General features: G+C 67.3%; 14 protein-coding genes. 8 read left to right on the top strand and 6 right to left on the bottom strand.

Annotated elements, in window-relative coordinates; all coding sequences use genetic code 11:
* Nucleotides 1-4 precede the first annotated feature (4 nt).
* Together OG225_RS05360 and OG225_RS05355 are read right to left on the bottom strand one after the other, a co-directional pair.
* Nucleotides 5-604, bottom strand: coding sequence for a class I SAM-dependent methyltransferase (locus OG225_RS05360; protein ID WP_405180653.1), 600 nt, complete (start codon nt 602-604; stop codon nt 5-7).
* Between the two features lie 92 nt (nt 605-696).
* Entirely contained in the window at nt 697-3,666 is a 2,970-nt protein-coding gene (locus OG225_RS05355; protein WP_405180652.1) for an AMP-binding protein, read from the bottom strand.
* A 74-nt stretch (nt 3,667-3,740) separates the two neighbouring features.
* On the opposite strand from OG225_RS05355, the gene OG225_RS05350 reads away from it, so the two are divergent.
* Nucleotides 3,741-4,349 (top strand): TetR/AcrR family transcriptional regulator, encoded by a 609-nt coding sequence (locus OG225_RS05350; protein WP_405180651.1) that lies wholly within the window; start codon nt 3,741-3,743, stop codon nt 4,347-4,349.
* Between the two features lies 1 nt (nt 4,350).
* On the opposite strand, the gene OG225_RS05345 is transcribed toward OG225_RS05350, so the two are convergent.
* Nucleotides 4,351-5,241 carry an SGNH/GDSL hydrolase family protein gene (locus OG225_RS05345; protein WP_405180650.1) on the bottom strand — a complete coding sequence of 297 codons (891 nt, stop codon included), beginning with the start codon at nt 5,239-5,241 and terminating at the stop codon, nt 4,351-4,353.
* 289 nt (nt 5,242-5,530) lie between these two features.
* Between OG225_RS05345 and OG225_RS05340 the strand changes: the two genes are divergently transcribed.
* On the top strand, nt 5,531-7,747 hold the full coding sequence (locus OG225_RS05340; RefSeq protein ID WP_405180649.1) for a beta-glucosidase: 2,217 nt from the start codon (nt 5,531-5,533) through the stop codon (nt 7,745-7,747).
* On the opposite strand, the gene OG225_RS05335 is transcribed toward OG225_RS05340, so the two are convergent.
* Nucleotides 7,725-8,513: a hypothetical protein gene (locus OG225_RS05335; protein WP_405180648.1), complete on the bottom strand. Its 789-nt coding sequence runs from the start codon at nt 8,511-8,513 to the stop codon at nt 7,725-7,727. The two genes, OG225_RS05340 and OG225_RS05335, sit on opposite strands and share 23 nt — an antisense overlap.
* Before the next feature lie 310 nt (nt 8,514-8,823).
* Here OG225_RS05335 and OG225_RS05330 point away from each other — a divergent pair, with 310 nt between their 5' ends.
* From OG225_RS05330 to OG225_RS05305, 6 genes are all read left to right on the top strand, one after another.
* Complete coding sequence (locus OG225_RS05330; protein WP_405180647.1) at nt 8,824-10,224, top strand: family 2B encapsulin nanocompartment shell protein; 1,401 nt, start codon at nt 8,824-8,826, stop codon at nt 10,222-10,224.
* 13 nt (nt 10,225-10,237) lie between these two features.
* The gene (locus OG225_RS05325) at nt 10,238-11,773 is read left to right on the top strand and encodes a family 2 encapsulin nanocompartment cargo protein terpene cyclase (RefSeq protein ID WP_405180646.1); all 1,536 of its coding nucleotides are present in this window, start codon (nt 10,238-10,240) and stop codon (nt 11,771-11,773) included.
* A 29-nt stretch (nt 11,774-11,802) separates the two neighbouring features.
* Nucleotides 11,803-12,675 (top strand): geranyl diphosphate 2-C-methyltransferase, encoded by an 873-nt coding sequence (locus OG225_RS05320; RefSeq protein ID WP_405180645.1) that lies wholly within the window; start codon nt 11,803-11,805, stop codon nt 12,673-12,675.
* Entirely contained in the window at nt 12,672-13,241 is a 570-nt protein-coding gene (gene idi / locus OG225_RS05315; RefSeq protein WP_405180644.1) for an isopentenyl-diphosphate Delta-isomerase, read from the top strand. Before OG225_RS05320 ends, idi begins: the two co-directional genes overlap by 4 nt.
* A gap of 137 nt (nt 13,242-13,378) precedes the next feature.
* Nucleotides 13,379-13,927, top strand: coding sequence for a GrpB family protein (locus tag OG225_RS05310; protein WP_405180643.1), 549 nt, complete (start codon nt 13,379-13,381; stop codon nt 13,925-13,927).
* A gap of 273 nt (nt 13,928-14,200) precedes the next feature.
* A complete protein-coding gene (locus OG225_RS05305; protein WP_109530013.1) occupies nt 14,201-14,551 on the top strand; it encodes a hypothetical protein in 351 nt (116 codons plus the stop codon).
* A 3-nt stretch (nt 14,552-14,554) separates the two neighbouring features.
* On the opposite strand, the gene OG225_RS05300 is transcribed toward OG225_RS05305, so the two are convergent.
* A complete protein-coding gene (locus tag OG225_RS05300; protein ID WP_405180642.1) occupies nt 14,555-15,286 on the bottom strand; it encodes an aspartate/glutamate racemase family protein in 732 nt (243 codons plus the stop codon).
* On the bottom strand, nt 15,286-16,833 hold the full coding sequence (locus OG225_RS05295; protein WP_405180641.1) for an NCS1 family nucleobase:cation symporter-1: 1,548 nt from the start codon (nt 16,831-16,833) through the stop codon (nt 15,286-15,288). Before OG225_RS05295 ends, OG225_RS05300 begins: the two co-directional genes overlap by 1 nt.
* Nucleotides 16,834-16,894: the final 61 nt, after the last annotated feature.

Here is a 16,894-nt window from a genome sequence, read left to right as displayed (position 1 = left end):
GGCGCTAGGCCTTCAGCACGTAGAGCTTCTCGCGACCACCGGCGATCAGCGTCCGCTCCGCCACGCGCGACTCGTAGGCCCGGAAGAATCGGTCCAGGCTCGACTCGACGAACCGGTGTTCCTGCGCGCCGTCACCCGCGTCGGTGAAGCGGCGCGCGGCCGCGGCGAGGACCCGATTGTCGCTGGTGGCCATATTGCGGACCGGCTCCGCGACGATCACCTGTTTACGCGCCGCGCCGAGCATGCGGTCGATGACGGGGGCCGGATCGGGCAGGAAGTGGTAGAGACTCGCCTGCATGACCACGTAGTCGGCCGCGGGCAGTTCGTCGTCGGAATGCATATTCCACACCCGCCCGGTGCCACCCGCCTCGTTGAGCCGAGCGATGAAACCCTCGTTCAGATCCAGGCCGGTGTAATCGACACCCTTGTCACGCAGGTAGTGGCTGTACAGCGTCGCGGGCCCGCAGCAGACGTCCACCACGGACGCTCCCCCCGGAACGAGTTCCGCGATGGCCCGGTACCGAGCTCCGTAATGGCGACCGTAGAGTCCCCGCATCAGTAGTTCGTAGGTTGTCCGATTACGGTAGATGACGCTCGAGCTCACACCTTCGGATGCTACGTGCTGAATCGGTTCGGCACACGGTGGAAGATTCACGCCCAGGTGAACCCCTTGTTCGACAACACGTTTCGATAACGTCAGTCGGCGAACAGCGTTCGTGCCGCGTCCTCGGTGAGGATTTCGTAGGTCTCACTCGACCGGTCGTACCGCCAGGTGTCCCGTCCCGGTCGCGGTCTGCCCGCCGCCTGTACGGCGCGGGTCGACGGACGGTAGGTGGAACTGCGCGGGATCTCGTCGACGACGTGGACAAGATCGGGACGCTGACCGGGTTCGAGCGCGCGAACCGCCTCGGTGACGTCGCCGGGCGACAGCCGATAGCCCGCGCGCACGCTCAGCGCCGCCACCGCGATCGTGCCGTCGCGGGACGCCAGCCCGTAGGCGACCTCCAGGTCGACGGCGGTGACGGCGTTGAGGGCGTCGACGATCGGCTGGGTGTAGACCGGACCGCGCGCGGTCTTGATCACGGTGTCGGCGCGGTCGACCAGCCAGTAGTCGCCGTCGCTGTCACGCCGGAACAGGTTCTCGGTCGGCATCCAGGAATCGCCCGCGACGAAAACCCCGCGCAGGCCGCCGTCGGAGATGTCCATCCCCTCGGAAGCCTTGCCGAGCAGCAGGCCCACCTCGTTGTCGGCGCAGCGGCGGGCGAATCCGGATTCGTCGGTGAGAACGCGTTCGGTGATCGGGTCGTAGGCGACCAGTTCGACCCTCGCGGTACCCGGCACCGGCCTGCCCTTGCATCCGGCCTTGGCACCGGTCACGTTGGCCAGCACCACATCTCCCTCGATGGAGGCGTAGAACTCCAGCACCCGGGCGGGTTCGAATTTCTCGGTCGTGCGCCGCCACAGTCCGGCGGGCATGCCCGAGCCGATGAACAACCGGATCGGATGCGCGTGACCCGCGGGGAACACCTCGGCGTCGAGGATTTCGCGCAGCATCGTCCAGGTGTAGGTGACGACGGTGACGCCGTAGCGGTGCACCTCCTCGGCGAAACGCTCCGGAACCAGCGAGCGGGCCAGCGCGATCCGGCTGCCGCCCGCGATGGCGCCGCCGAGACTGACCAGCAGACCCGAGGAATGGTGCAGCGGCGCGAGGCAGTAGACGGTATCGCTGCGATCCAGGTCGGCGGAGGTCGCGGTACCGAAGGCCGACAGCGCCCACCGATGGTTGGTGATGTACTTCAATTCCAGCCGGTCACCGGTTCCGGTGACGAGGACGAACGCCAACTCGCGGGCCAGACCGGGGTCGGGGCTGTACCAGGCGGGCAGTCGCACCTCACTCGGATCGATCTGTTCGAGATCGATGACATTCTCGCTCGACGGAATATCGAGGGTGCGCGCGCTGCCGCCGCCGAGTACCAGCACCCGCCGCCCGGTCTCGACGGACTGGCACACATTCTCGGGGTCGGTGACGACCGTCCTGACACCGGTGCGCTCCATCGCGCGACCCAGTTCGCTGCCCGGCGCGAGCAGGACGGCCACCGCGCCGAGGCGCGAGAGCGCGGCCACCGTGGCCAGCGCGCTCGGCCTGGTCTCCATCACGACGGCCACCCGCTCGGCGGGCCGGATGCCGACCGAGATCAGTCCGCGCACCACATTGTCGATGCGGGCGTCCACGGCGGCGTTGGTGTGCACCCGATCGTCGAAGAGGAAGCATTCGCGCAGCGGGGCACGGCGGGCCTGCTCGGCGATCAAGCGGCCCAACGAGATCCGGGTGTTCGGCTGGATCATGCCGAGTCGCGTCAGCCGGGGCAGTGCCCGCGCCGCCTCGCCCGCCAGTTCGACCGAACCGCGCACCGCGCTGCTGGCGATATTCTCCAGCGCCTTGCCCATGCCCGCCCCGGCTTCGGCCAGCGCCGCGGCGTTGTGCAGTACCCGCGTCGCCGCCGAACGCGGGGCGTTGGTCTCGACATGTTCTGTCATGCGCGAGATCTCGGGCGGCAGCGGTGTGTCGTTGTCCATCCAGTCGATCCACTGCCGCACCAGCGGCCAGGTGCGGTTGGTCGCCGTACTACCCGCAACCAGACCGAAATGTCCTGCCACCAAACCGGCTTCGTACACTTCGGCGTTCGGCGCGGCGCGCAGGATGCCGCGCACCGCCGCGGGCTGACCGATATCGTCCACCTCGCCGAGGAAGGCCAGGATCGGGCATTTCAGCTCCGCCAGCGACACCGGGTGGTCGCGGATCACGAAACCGCCCGACATCAGCCGGTTGTGCACGACGAACTGTTTGAGCAGATCGGCGGCGGCGGGCCCCGCGTAGCCGACCCAGCCGTCGTTGTTGAGGAATCGACGCTGACGTTCCTTGGGCAGCAACGCTTCCCGGTCGTGCAGCTGACGAAGGAAATCGATCCGGGATTTCGCGGTCTTGACCGGATCCAGCATCTGGAAGCCGAAACGGACCATCGAATCGGTGATGGGCAGTCTGGTCACGACGTGATCGGCGACGAAGTCCGCGACATCGGAGACCAGCCCGTACGGCAGTCCGAACGGCATGCCCGCGACGATGTCGACGGGACTGCCGAAGGTCACGATGCTGGCCACGCTCTTGCCGTAGCGGTACGCCGCGGTCTGATAGGCGAACATGCCGCCCTGGGAGTACCCCATCAGATGTACCGGCGCGCCGGTGGCCTCGCTGACGGTGTCGACGGCGCTGTTCACCGCGAGCACGTGATCGGCGAGATCGCGTTTCCAGCCGCCCTCCTCGGTCGCGGGCGAGCCGAAATCGACGACCCAGCAATCGATGCCGCCGCGGTTCAGGATGCCGACCGCCCCGTCCTCGGCGTTCACATCCCAGATGTCGGCGTTGACCATGAGCGGTGGCACCAGCAGCGCGACCGGACGTCCGGGGGTGGCGTCGTCGGGGAAGTAGTGACGCAGCCGATACACGCGTCTGCGTTCGACCACCTCGAAGGGGGACGACTCCACATCGGTGGTCAATCCGCCGAAACGGATCACCTCCAGCCCGTTCTGCGCGGTCGACATCAGCCGCTGAACCGAGCTCACCAAATCCTTCGCACTCAACTTCACGATCGCTCCTGGCCTAGCCATCACACGAGCTTTCCACATCGTCTGTCCATTATGGGTCGGCCGTGACCGGATCCGTGCACCGATAGGCTCCAGCTGTGACTGCGCGACAGCGGGGCGGCCGGGCCGCTCAGGCCGAGGAACGTCGGGAAGCGATCCTGCGCGCGGCGATGGACGTGATCGCCGAGCGCGGGTATCGGGGCGCGTCGCTGGCCGCGGTCGCCGAGCGTGTCGGGCTGACCCAGCCCGGACTGCTGCACTACTTCCCCAGCAAGGAATTACTGCTGGTCGCGGTATTGGAGGCGCGCGATCGTTGGGACACCGCCGCCGTTCCGACGCAGCGGCGCGGTGACTGGCGGCTGCGCCACCTCGAGCAGCTGGTGGAGTACAACGCGTCCAGGCGCGGTCTCGTGCAGACCTTCACCGCGCTGGTCGGGGAGAGCGTCACCGGGGCCGACCATCCGGCGCGGGAGTTCTTCCGGCAGCGCTACAGCAACGCGCGGGCGGTGTTCACCGAGATACTGGCCGCCGAATTCGGCCAGCGCCTGCCGGGCGGACTCACCCCGGAGCAGGCTGCGCCGCTGCTCATCGCCGTGCTCGACGGCCTACAGATCCAGTGGTTGCTCGACCCGGAGGCGGTCGACATGACGGCCGCCTTCCGGGCGTTCCTCGACCTGCTCGGCACGACCGAGCAGGCGAGTCGCTAGGTCAGAGTCCGAGCGTGGCGAGCACGGCTCCCGCCATCGCCCGCTCCCCGTGCACGTTCGGATGCACCGGCACGGCGGGCTGGAACGGGATGAGCCCCTCCACCCAGCGGTCGGCGGGCGGCTTGCAGATGTCGTGGCCGATGGTCGTGGGGTAGGTGTCGACGTAGGTCGCGCCGTTGGCCGCGGCCTGTGCGGCGAGCATGACGGCGAATTCGCGCATCGTCGAACGGACGAAGGCGATATCACCGACGGCGATGAGTTGATCGGTGCCGCAGCCGGTGTCCTCCTCCGGCAGGGTCGCCGGGTAGCCGACGAGCAGGACCTGCGCCTTCGGTGACCGCTGCTTGACGGCACGCAGGGTTTCGCCGATGCGCGGGGCGATCCGCGCGGTGCGCTCGGTCAGTTCCGATCCGAAGGCCGCGGCGCAGGGCGCGCCCTTCGGGTCGTTGGCGAAGACGGCGGCGCAGCGGGTCACGATATCGACGAAGCCGAGATCGTTGCCGCCGATGGTGAGCGTGACCAGGGTGGTGTCCGCGCTGAGCGCGTCGAGTTGGGGTGCGTTGATCGCGCTGCCGGTGAGCAGACTCTTCTGCGGCTCGGTCATGTCCTTGATGACCGCCGCGCCACAGGTCACGTCGCGCACCGTCGTCGGCCGCAGCGTGGCCGCGACCACGCTCGCGTAGTTCTGGTCCGAGCGGGTGCACAGACCCGCGGTCTGGTTGGGCACCCCCGACGCCGCCGCGTACGAATCGCCGAGCGCCACGTAGACGTCGGTTCCGGGGCGGGCGGTCGCGGGGGTGAGCACCGCGCCGACGAAGGCGATCGCGGCGACGCCGACGAGGGCGGCTCTCGCGGCTCGGCGCAGACGAGTACGGGCAGGGCTGAAGCGCATGAATGATCCTCTGCGGTGCGGTTTCGCCGACCTGGTGATAGGCAGACGCAACGAGAATCGCCGCTCGGGCCGAGGGGCGTCAACGTACGCGACGGACAAACGCGCGACGTATTTCCGCGAGCGTCCACCCGAATTTATGGTAACGAACCAATAACTTCACCTACCGATCACTAGGTGTTCATGGCAGGCTCCTCCTGTCCACGCCGCGCCGCGATCGCACGTTCCGCGGTGGCCCGTGCCCCGATGCCGTCTCCCTCGGCCGGACGAACGACAAAAGGCGACCGACAGCATGATCAGGTCGGATACCGATCACGACGCGGCGATCGAGGCCGCCGTCGGACGGCTCGATCTCGACGCCGAGACCTCGCTCCTCGCGGGCCGCGACGTGTGGTCGCTGCCCGCGTTACCGCAGGTAGGTCTGCGATCGATCGTCATGTCCGACGGCCCGATCGGCGTGCGCGGCGTGCGCTGGGCCGGCGACGACCCGTCGGTCGCCCTGCCGTCGCCGACCGCGCTCGCCGCGACCTGGGCCCCCGACCTGGCCGCGCGGGCCGGACGGCTGCTCGCCCAGGAAGCCCGGCGCAAGGGCGTCGACGTACTGCTCGCCCCCACCGTCAACCTGCATCGATCGCCGCTGGGCGGACGCCATTTCGAGTGCTACTCAGAGGACCCGTACCTGACCGGCGTCATCGGCACCGGCTTTGTGCGCGGCGTACAAGAAGGGGGCGTCGCGGCGACCGTCGAACATTTCGTCGCCAACGACGCCGAGACCGACCGGTTCACCGTGGACAACGCCATCGCGGCGCGCCCGTTGCGCGAGCTCTACCTGGCCCCGTTCGAGGCCATCGTCCGCGACGCGCGGCCGTGGGCGATCATGGCCGCCTACAACAGCGTCAACGGCACCACCATGACCGAACACCGCGAACTCGTCCGCGGGGTACTGCGCGGCGAGTGGGGTTTCGACGGCTGTGTCGTCTCCGACTGGCTCGCGGCGCGCAGCACCGAGGGCGCGCTGCGCGGCGGACTCGATATCGCGATGCCGGGACCGGTCACCGTCTACGGCGCGCAACTGGCCGACGCGGGCCGGGCGGGCCGGGCGGGCCGGGTCGACGAGGCCGACGTCGACGACGTGGTCCGGCGGGTCCTGCGACTGGCCGCCAGGGTCGGCGCGTTGGCGGCGGTGCCGCCCGCCGTCCCCGCCGACCGATTGCCCGCGTCGATCGACGGACGCGCGCTCGCCCGCGAAATCGCCTGCCGCGGTGTCGTTCTGGTGCGCAATGCCGAACTCGACGGCCGTCCCGCGCTGCCGCTGGAGGCCACCGGTTTGCGGCACGTCGCGGTTCTCGGCCGAGCGGCGATCGACGCGCGCATCCTCGGCGGCGGTTCGGCGACCGTCTATCCCGAACAGGTCGTCTCACCGCTGGACGGCCTCACGGCGGCGCTGCCCGATACCGCCGTCACCTTCGCCGTCGGAGCCGACCCGAGCGACGAGATGGGCGAGGCGAACACCGGCTTCACACTGCGGGCGGTCGTCCGTGACGCGGCGGGCGAGATCATCGGCACCTATCCCCTGCCGAACGGCAGCATCACCTGGCTCGGCGAGGTGCCGGAGGGCGTCACCTACGACGCCCTGCGCAGCGTCGAGATCGCGGGCACGTTCACACCGCGCGACAGTGGCGAACACGCCTTCGGCACAAAAGGACTGGGCCGGCACGAACTGGTCGTCGACGGCACCGTCCTCTTCGCGGGTACCCAGGAGTTCAGCGGCGACCAACTCGAAGGGTTCTTCGCTCCGCCGGTCGAGCGCGGCCGGGTCGCCCTGTCCGCGGGCCAGGTCGTCGTGGTCAACGCCGGTTCGCCGGTCGCCATGCCGTGGCGCGACGATGTCGCCGCCGTCCTGCTCGGCTGGTTCCCCGGGCAGGAGGCAGGCGCGGCGCCGGCCGATGTGCTGCTCGGCCACGAGGAGCCCGGTGGACGACTCCCGACGACCTGGCCCGCGACCCTGGCCGACGCGCCGGTCACCGAGGTGGCACCGGTCGATGGCGTATTGCCCTACAGCGAGGGTGTTTTCATCGGATACCGGGCCTGGGATCGCGGCGACACCGCACCCGCCTACCCGTTCGGCCACGGAACGGGTTACACGACCTGGGAATACGACTCGATTTGCGGTGACGCGAACACGGTCACCGTCCGGCTGCGCAATACCGGGGACCGCCACGGGCGCGAGATCGTGCAGATCTATCTGACCCTCGGCGACGATTCGGTGCCGCGCCCCCGGCGCTGGCTGGCGGGTTTCGCTCCCGTCGAGGCCGCGGCCGGTACCTCCGTCGACATCTCGATCCCGCTGCCCCCGAGGGCTTTCCGAGATCTGGGACGAGACGTCGAACGCCTGGACCACGGTGCCGGGCGAGTACCGGATCGACGCCGCCCGATCGTTCACCGACAGCAGGGTCGCCATGCACGTCACGCTGGGATGAGATCGGTCACGTCACGCCCATCACGTTGATGTACATACTCTCGAACGGCTCCGGGTCGACGCTGAGTTCACTGCGGAACGGGAAGTCCAGGATCGCGATCAGGAAGATCATCGCGCCGAGGAAGAAGGCGAACAGGCCACCGAGGACGAGGTGCGCACCGCGATCGAGACTGAACAGGCACAGCAACACCAGGTTGATCACGCCGCCGACCAGGATCACCGCCCACAGCACGTCGGGAATGCCACCGGAGGCGGCGTTGATCCGATGCCGCCGCTCCTGGTCGAACCGCGCGAACTGGTCGATGGTCGCGGCGTGCACGATCCCCTCCGCGGCGGTCTCGGGCTGGAACGCCAGCAGATGTTCCTGGAACCGAGTGACCAACGCCGTCCCGCCCGCGGGTTCCTCGCCGCGGCGCAGCGCGGGAAAGCACACGAGCAGCATATTGTCGGTGTAGTCGATCAGATCCTGGCGCAGCACCGCGCGTTCAGGTTCCGGATAGGCGCTGACCTCGCGATACAGGGTGCCGACCGCCGCGGCCTCATCGGCGACGAGACCCTGTGCCACGTCGGCGTTCTCGTAGGTGGCCGCCGCGACGAGACCGAGCAGCAGACCGTAGAAGACACCGCCGACCGTGAGCACCATGGTCACGGTCTCGTTCTTCCCCGGCTCGGGGCCGAAGAGCCGGAGCACGAGCGGGCGAGCGAACCAGATACCCGTACACGCCACCAGCACCGCCGTCGCGGTGATGATGACGAAGTCCAACCAGACGGGCAACCCGTACATCCAGGTGAACATGGGAATCCACGATAGCTATCTCGTGGACATCTGGCAGCGAATCCCGGTTCAGGACCCGATCTTCTGTGTGTCCGCGTCGTCGACGGCGTGTCGCGTACGCATGATCGGGAATCGGCCATTCTGCGAATTCCCCTGCGCCGCCGAGTATCCGCGACCTAGCATCGTCTCGTCTGGAACGCAGTGTCGTGTAAGTCAATTCGTTCGAGTGACTGTATCCACCTGCTCGTGCCCCTCCGCAATTCCGAACAGCCATCGATTCGCAAAATTTCGGCGAACGTCTCTTCGGCCATCTCTGAGGTGAGGACCACGCATGACCATCGAAATGCCAGTCAATACGGAAAACGCTGCGCGGCAGTCGCTGTCGACCACCGCCGCCCACCAGCTCGCCACCACCACCAAATCCGAACCCCAGATGCAGGGCATCAGCTCACGCTGGCTGACCCGCATGCTGCCGTGGACACAGGTCAACGGCGGCGTCTACCGCGTCAACCGACGGCTGTCCCACACCGTCGGCAACGGCGAGGTGGAATTCGTCATCGACGGGCCGAACGCCCGCGTCATCCCGCTCGAACTCACGGAAATCCCCGCGCTGCACGGCGTCACCGATGTCGACACCCTCTCCGCGGTCGCCGACCGATTCGAACAGCACGATCTGCCGCCCGGCACCGTCGTCACCGAATTCGGCAACCCGATGAACCAGCTCATCCTCATCGTGCACGGGAAGATCGCCACCATCGGCACCGATGAATACGGCGAACACACGCGACACCGTGTTCTCGCCGCGGGCGACTACTACGGCGATGCCACCCTCACCGATCCCGACACGATCTGGCCCCACACCCTCAAAACCCTGACCAAGACCACCCTGCTCACGCTGTCGCGCGGCGCCCTGGACGGCTTGCTCGACCGGCACCCCGCTCTCGGCGAGCACCTCGCCCACCACCGGGAGAAGCCGCCGCAGAACACCAAGGGCGAGGCCGATATCGAGATCACTTCCGGTCATACCGGAGAGCCCGTACTGCAACCGACCTACGTCGACTACGACACCAACCCGCGCGAATACGAACTCAGCCTGGCCCAGTCGGTACTGCGCATCCACACCCGCGTCGCCGACCTCTTCAACGACCCGATGAACCAGACCCAGCAGCAGTTGCGCCTCACCATCGAAGCGCTCTACGAACGTCGCGAGCACGACCTCGTCAACAATCCGGAATTCGGGCTGCTGAACAACTGCGATCTCAAACAGCGCATCCACACCCAGTCCGGACCGCCCACGCCCGACGATCTCGATGAACTGATCTCCATGCGCCGCAACACCACCCTGCTGCTGGCACATCCCAAGGCCATCGCCGCGTTCGCCCGCGAATGCACCAAGGCGCACATCTACCCCACCCCCACCGTGGTCGACGGACACCAGGTCCCCGCCTGGCGCGGCATTCCGCTACTGCCCTGCAACAAGATTCCCGTCAGCCCGACGAATACGACCAGCATCTTGGCGCTGCGTACCGGCGAGAAGAACCAGGGCGTCATCGGACTGCACCAGACCGGCATTCCCGACGAGTACGAACCAAGTCTCAACGTCCGCTTCACGGGTATCGACAACCAATCCATCATCACCTACCTCGTCAGCTGCTACTACTCGACCGCGGTGCTCACCCCCGACGCCCTCGGGATACTCGACAACATCCAGATCGCCCGGCAAGCCGACTGACCGGGCGCGGAGCATGTCGGTCATCTCCCGTGCGACGGCGCCACCGGTGACGAACGATCTGGCATCAATCGTCGCGACCCTGCTGTCACTCGCCGATACCGCCGCTCCCACCGATCCATTCGGCGACGCGCGGCCCATATCCGCAGTGGCGGAAGCGGTTTCGAAGACCATCGAAGGCGGTCCCGTCCCGTCACGCGCTCCGGGACTGCTCGGCCCCACCGGTCCGGGCACCGCAGCACTGCGACTGCCCGCCTCGGCTACCCCGTCACCGATGATCGCACCGCGCCACACGGCGACCCACCGGTCGCCGGCCTCGTCCGCTGCCGCCCCACCCCGGCGGCCCGAAACCGCGGCGGCGCGGTCCGATTCACCATCGATTGGACATTCCGACGATCATCCCGCTATCCCGATACCGCGCGCATTCCCCCGAGTTCCCGTCGGATCGGCACAGGGGGTCGATCCGACGGGTTTTCATCCACCGTCGGTCCTCCCGCCTCCCGGTGGACCCGTCACACCCGCGACGGTCGTTCGCGTACCTCGCGCATCGGAACCGATCGGGCACGGCCAGCGGGTGGCACCTACCGCCGCCGGGGACATCCCCCCGCTGTACTGCCCGCCGCCGACACGTGACGATCCGGCACTCGCCGAATTGGTGAACGACGGACTCCTCGCCTGGGCCCGCGACATCGGTCTGTACGAAGGCCGGACGCGGGAGTTGCGCGAGGCGGATTTCGGCCGACTGATCATGCTCGCCCATCCGGATTGCGACGATCCGGACCGGCTGCTCGCGGCGGCCAAATGCGCGGTCTCGGAATGGTCGGTCGACGACTACTACTGCGAGGAAGGAGCGGAGGGCTCCGCCGCCGAACTCGGGCCGCGGCTCGAACTCGTCGCCGCCGCCATTGATCCCGTCCACCTGCCGGTGCGCTACCTCGCGGAATCGGAGGCGGCGATGCGCGCAGACCCCGTTCTGCGCGCCTTTCGTACCTCGTTCGACCATCTCGCGCGCTACGCCTCGCCCGCTCAACTGGCACGGCTACGCACCGAGATCGCGGGCTGGTTCATCGCACTCGGTGCGGAGGCGGGCTGGCGGGCGATGGGGCGGATGCCGCCGGTATGGGAATACCTCGCCAACCGGCAACCACACAGCTTCCTTCCGTGTATGGCTCTGTGCGATGTGGTCGGCGGCTACGAACTCGGGGCAGCGGAATACACCGACCCCGTGGTGCGGCGGGTGGTCACCACCGCCGCGCTGGCGGGTCAGCTGGTGAACGATCTCTATTCGATGGCCCGTGAAGACCGATCCGAGCACCGGGAATTCAATCTTCCGACGGTTCTCGCCGCCGAGGAGAACTGCTCACGACGGGAGGCGGTGCTGCGAACGGCAGCCGCGCACGACGAACTGATGCACCGGTTCGAGAGCGAGGCAACCCCGCTCGCCGCGACGGGTTCGCCCGAATTGCACAGATTTTTTGCCGGATTGTGGGCCTGGATGGGCGGCAGCCGGGCGTGGCATACCGGCAGCAAGCGCTATCAGGATGTGAAATAGCCAGTACCGCAACGAGAGGATGATCGCGAATGACCATGCTCGGCCCCGGCACCACTGCCGTACTGCACACCAGTTACCAGAAATCCGTCGCCGACTATTGGAACAACAATCCCAACGACGACCGCGTCAACACCGAACTCGGCAAGGTGGACGGCCTCTACCATCATCACTACGGGATCGGTGACCCCGATCTCTCGGTGCTGGAAGGTCCTGAGGACACCAGGCAGGAACGCATCGTCGAGGAACTGCATCGACTCGAGACAGCCCAGGCCGACCTGCTGCTCGATCACCTCGGGCAGGTGCGGCCCGGTGATCGCCTGATGGACGGCGGTTCCGGCCGCGGCGGTACCAGCTTCATGGCACATCAGCGGTTCGGTTGCCGCGTGGACGGCGTCACCATCTCCGAGTACCAGGTGGGTTTCGCCAATGAGCAAGCGCGGCATCGCGGTATCGCCGACCAGGTGAATTTCCACTTCAGCAATATGCTCGAGACCGGATTCGAGTCCGGCGCGATGCAGGGGATCTGGACCGACGAAACCACCATGTACGTCGATCTTTTCGACCTGTTCGCCGAATTCTCCCGGCTACTGAGACGCGGCGGACGCTACGCCTGCATCACCGGCTGCTCCAACGATGTCGCCGGCGGGCGTTCGTCCTCGGTCAGCCGGATCGACGCGCACTACGGGTGCATGATCCATCCGCGCAGCGAATATTTCCGTGCGCTCGCCCGCAACGGCCTCGCGCCGATCTCGGTGGTCGATCTCACCCCGGCGACGATTCCGTACTGGGAACTGCGCACGAAATCCGAGCTCGCGACCGGTATCGAGGAGCCCTTCCTCACCGCGTACCGGGACGGTAGCTTCCAATACCTGCTGATCGTCGCCGATAAGGTGGGGCGGTGACCGAGACCCTGGCCGAACCACTGACCGATCGCGAGGCCCTGCCCGTCGAACTCGTCGATGACGCGGGCCACGCGATCGGCGCGTGCCCGGTCTCGCAGGCGCATCAACCGCCGGGACTGCTGCACCGCGCGTTCTCGGTGCTGCTCTTCGACGCCACGGGCCGCGTGCTGTTGCAGCAACGGGCCGCGGTCAAGACCCGGTTCCCCCTGGTCTGGGCCAATACCTGCTGCGGCCACCCGGCTCCGGGCGAATCGGTGACCGACGCGGCCGCGAACCGTCTCGCCGAGGAATTGGGCCTGGCCGCCGACCTCACCGAGGTCGGCGTCTTCCGCTACCAAGCCGAGGACGCCGACAGCGGGCGGGTCGAGCACGAATGGGATCACGTCCTCATCGGAAGGCTCGGCTCGGCGCGACCGCGTCCCGATCCGGCCGAGGTCGCCGATTTCGCGTGGGTCCAGCCCGACGCCCTGCGCATGCGTCTGTGCGACGACCCCGCGAACTACTCCCCCTGGCTCGGGGGTGTGCTGGAGATCGCCGACGAGGCGTACCACCGGACCGAAGGGTAGTCCGACGTATCCGACGCCGAACCAGTCGAGACGAGCCCGTGGATACGCGGACTCTCGACCGGTTCGGCGCACGGCCCCGATCCTCCGGACCAGATCGACGTGCCTCGCTCGTCGGTTGTCCGCGTCAGCGTGGCGTCATGAGTGATGGCGTTCCGGCGTGGGCGTACGAGCGGGTGAGCGTGCGCCCGTTCGATCCTCGGTGGGCCGATCGGGCGCGGGTCGAGCGCGCGCGGTTGATCGAACTGCTGGCGCCGTGGCTGGTCGACGGTGTCGAACATGTCGGGTCGACAGCGGTTCCGGGGTTGGCCGCCAAACCGATCATCGATCTCATGGCCTCGGTGAACGATCTCGATGTCGTCGTTGTCGATGCCGCGCGACGATTCACCGTCGACGGCTGGTGCTTCGTGCCGCCGGAACTGGACGGTCGGCCGTGGCGTCGTTTCTTCGTCAAGCCGGACGAAACCGGGCAGCACCGAATCGCCCACCTGCACCTGGTCACCTCCGGTCACCCGCGTTGGGGCGAACAGATCGCCTTTCGCGACGCCCTGAGACGGGACGGGACGCTGGCCGACGACTACGAACAGCTCAAACGGCGGTTGGCCGACCGACACGAAGATGACCGCGAGGCCTACACGAACGCCAAAGCGGGATTCATCGTGAAGGCGCTCGGACTCGCGCCCGACTGACCGGCGTCCCCCGCCTTGTTTTTCGGTGACGCGCGTGCGTTTCGCCGTTTCCCGATGCGATCGAACATTCGTTGATGCGCATATCAGCGTACTGACATGTAGTTCCCTCCGGAGTGTCGCCTTCCGCTCACGGGTGCGGATCGGCGGGAAGTTCCCGGCCGCCCGACGATCCGCGCGGAAGCTTGGGTAAATCACAGGTTTGCCACAGGGTCACACCAGGCGCGCAGTGGATCGTTGAGGGGTACGCAATTCCAGCGGCAAGTGAGGTGCACCATGGTCGAGGTCGAAGTCACGCAGGACAAGGTGACGGTGAACGTACTCGGGATGGACCGGATCCTTTCGCTGCGCGAACAGGTGACCGTCGACCTGTCCGACATCACCGAGATCGCCCTCGCCGAAGTCGATCTGCGCCCGCCGTGGGTGCGTGCGCCCGGCGCTTTCTTCCCGGGCGTGATCGCGGCGGGCACCTATCGGGGTAGACGCCGGAAAGAGTTCTGGGACACCCGATTCGGCGGCCGTGCCATTCGCATAGATCTGGCGGGCACCGAATTCACCCGCATCGTCGTCGACGTCGCCGATCCGGATCTCGCACTGGAGGAACTGACCTCGGCCGTCGCCGCCTGATACTCAGGGACTGCCGAAGGGGCGGAGGACGCCGCGATACGTTTTCCACGGGGGCGCGGCGAACTCCCCCCGCCCGGATTTCCTGAGACCGAGGGTGACCAGCGACTGCACCGTGAGGGTGGCGGCGGTGACCCCGTCGACCACCGGGACACCGATCTCGGCACGTATGTGCGCGCACAGGTCGGCCATGCCCGCGCAGCCGAGCACGATCGCGTCGGAACCGTCGGCTTCGACCGCCTCCCGGCAGGCCTCGGTGACGATCTTGCGCGCGTTCGGATCGGTGTCGAGCGCGAGCACCGGGATCTCACAGGCATGGATGCCGCGACAGAAACGGCGCATCCCATAGTGTTCGGCGAGATCCTCCGCGCGGCCGATGGTGCGATCCAGCGTGGTGACGATGCTGAAACCACGCCCGAGGTGGGAGGCCGCGCGCATGGCGGCCTCCGCGATCCCGATCACCGGTCCCGCCGCGAGTTCACGGGCGGCGTCGAGGCCCGGGTCGCCGAAGCAGGCGATCACATAGCCGTCGACACCGTCACGTTCCCCGCGCGCGATGGCATCGAGGATGCCGGGAATGCTGAGGGCCTCGTCGTAGTGACTTTCGATCGACGCCGGTCCCATCGCGCTGGTGACCGCGTCGAGCAGTGTGCCGGGGCCGACGACGGCCCCGGCACACTGCTCGATCGTGTCGGTCATCGCCCGCGTCGTGTTGGGGTTGACGACACGGATGCGCATCAGGCAGGAACCTCCCCCACGGCAGGCTCCTGGACGGCCTTGCCCGCCGCCGCGGTACGCGCGGCCAGCAGGTAGTAGACGACGAATCCGAGCCCGCACCCGATGAACCAGCTGTACTGCGCGGCGGTGTGCATCCCGGTCACGTCCTTGGCCAGCACCGGGAACATCGCGACGGCGGCGCCGACGGCTGTCGCGATGATCGCGTTCACGTTGTAACCCTTGCTGTACCAATAGGTTCCGGTGGTCGACATGGTGAACAGATCGTCGACCCGCACCTGCTGCTTCTTGATCAGGTAGTAGTCGGCGATCAGCACGCCGAACAGCGGGCCGATGAACGCGCCGAGCACCTCGAGCGTGTAGTGGATGACGTCGGGGTTGTTGTACAGGTTCCAGGGCGTGATCAGCACGGACCCGGCCGCCGCGATCATGCCGCCCGCCCGCCAGCTGATCCGCTGCGGACTGACATTGGAGAAGTCGAAGGCGGGCGAGATGAAGTTGGCGACGATATTGATGCCGACGGTCGCGATGGTGAAGGTCAGCGCGCCGAGGACGATCGCGAAGGTGCTGTCGATCCGCGCCACCGTGGTGACCGGATCGGTGATCAGCTCACCGTAGACGGGCACCGTCAACGACGCGGTGATCACCACGAGCAGCGAGAACAGCAGGAAGTTGACCGGGAGTCCGAGCAGGTTGCCGCGCTTGACCGCGCTGAAGGACTTTCCGTAACGGGAGAAGTCGCCGAAGTTCAGCATGGGACCGGAGAAGTAGGACACCACGAGCGCGATCGCGCCGAGCATCACCGGCAGCGCGTCCCAGCCGGTGTAGGTCACCTCGCCGAGGTTGAGATCGATGGCGCTCCAACCGGCCTTGGCGATCAGGTATCCGCAGAGCAGGAACATCACCACGTAGACCGCGGGACCGCAGAAGTCGATGAATTTCCTGATGGCTTCCATGCCGCGCCAGAACACGCACGCCTGCACCACCCACAGCAGCAGATAGCTGCCCCAGCCCAGAAGCGACAGCCCGAGGAAGCCGTAGTCGTCGACCACCGCGTACGGGGCGAGATCGGGGAACAGCTTGATCAGCACCACGTCCAGCGCCGCCGATGCCAGGAACGTCTGGATGCCGTACCACGCCACCGCGATCAGACCACGGATGATGGCCGGGACGTTCGCGCCGAGCACACCGAACGCGCTGCGGCACATGACCGGATACGGAACGCCGGTCACCTGACTCGGCTTGGCCACCAAGTTACAGAAGAAGTAGACGATGGTGATGCCGACCAGCAGCGAGACGAGCACCTGCCAGCTGGCGAGTCCGAGCGCAAACAGACTGCCCGCGGTGACGTAACCGCCGACGCTGTGCACGTCCGACATCCAGAAGGCGAAGATGTTGTACGAGCCCCACTTCTGCTCACGCAGCGGGGCCAGATCCTCGTTCGTCAGCCGGGGATCGTAATCCTTTGTCGCCGTTACGGGTTGCGTCGCCGGTCCCGGATCTCCCGGTGTGGTGGCCGAGGACCCGGCCGGGGCGAGTGTTTCGGTCATGGTGATTCCCATCCGAAGGTGAAACTGTGATGGTTCGACGGTAGGAATCCCGCATTGCCCG

The organism is Nocardia sp. NBC_01377, assembly GCF_045040005.1.
GTDB lineage: Bacteria > Actinomycetota > Actinomycetes > Mycobacteriales > Mycobacteriaceae > Nocardia > Nocardia noduli.
This window is presented reverse-complemented; position numbering and strand designations above follow the sequence as displayed.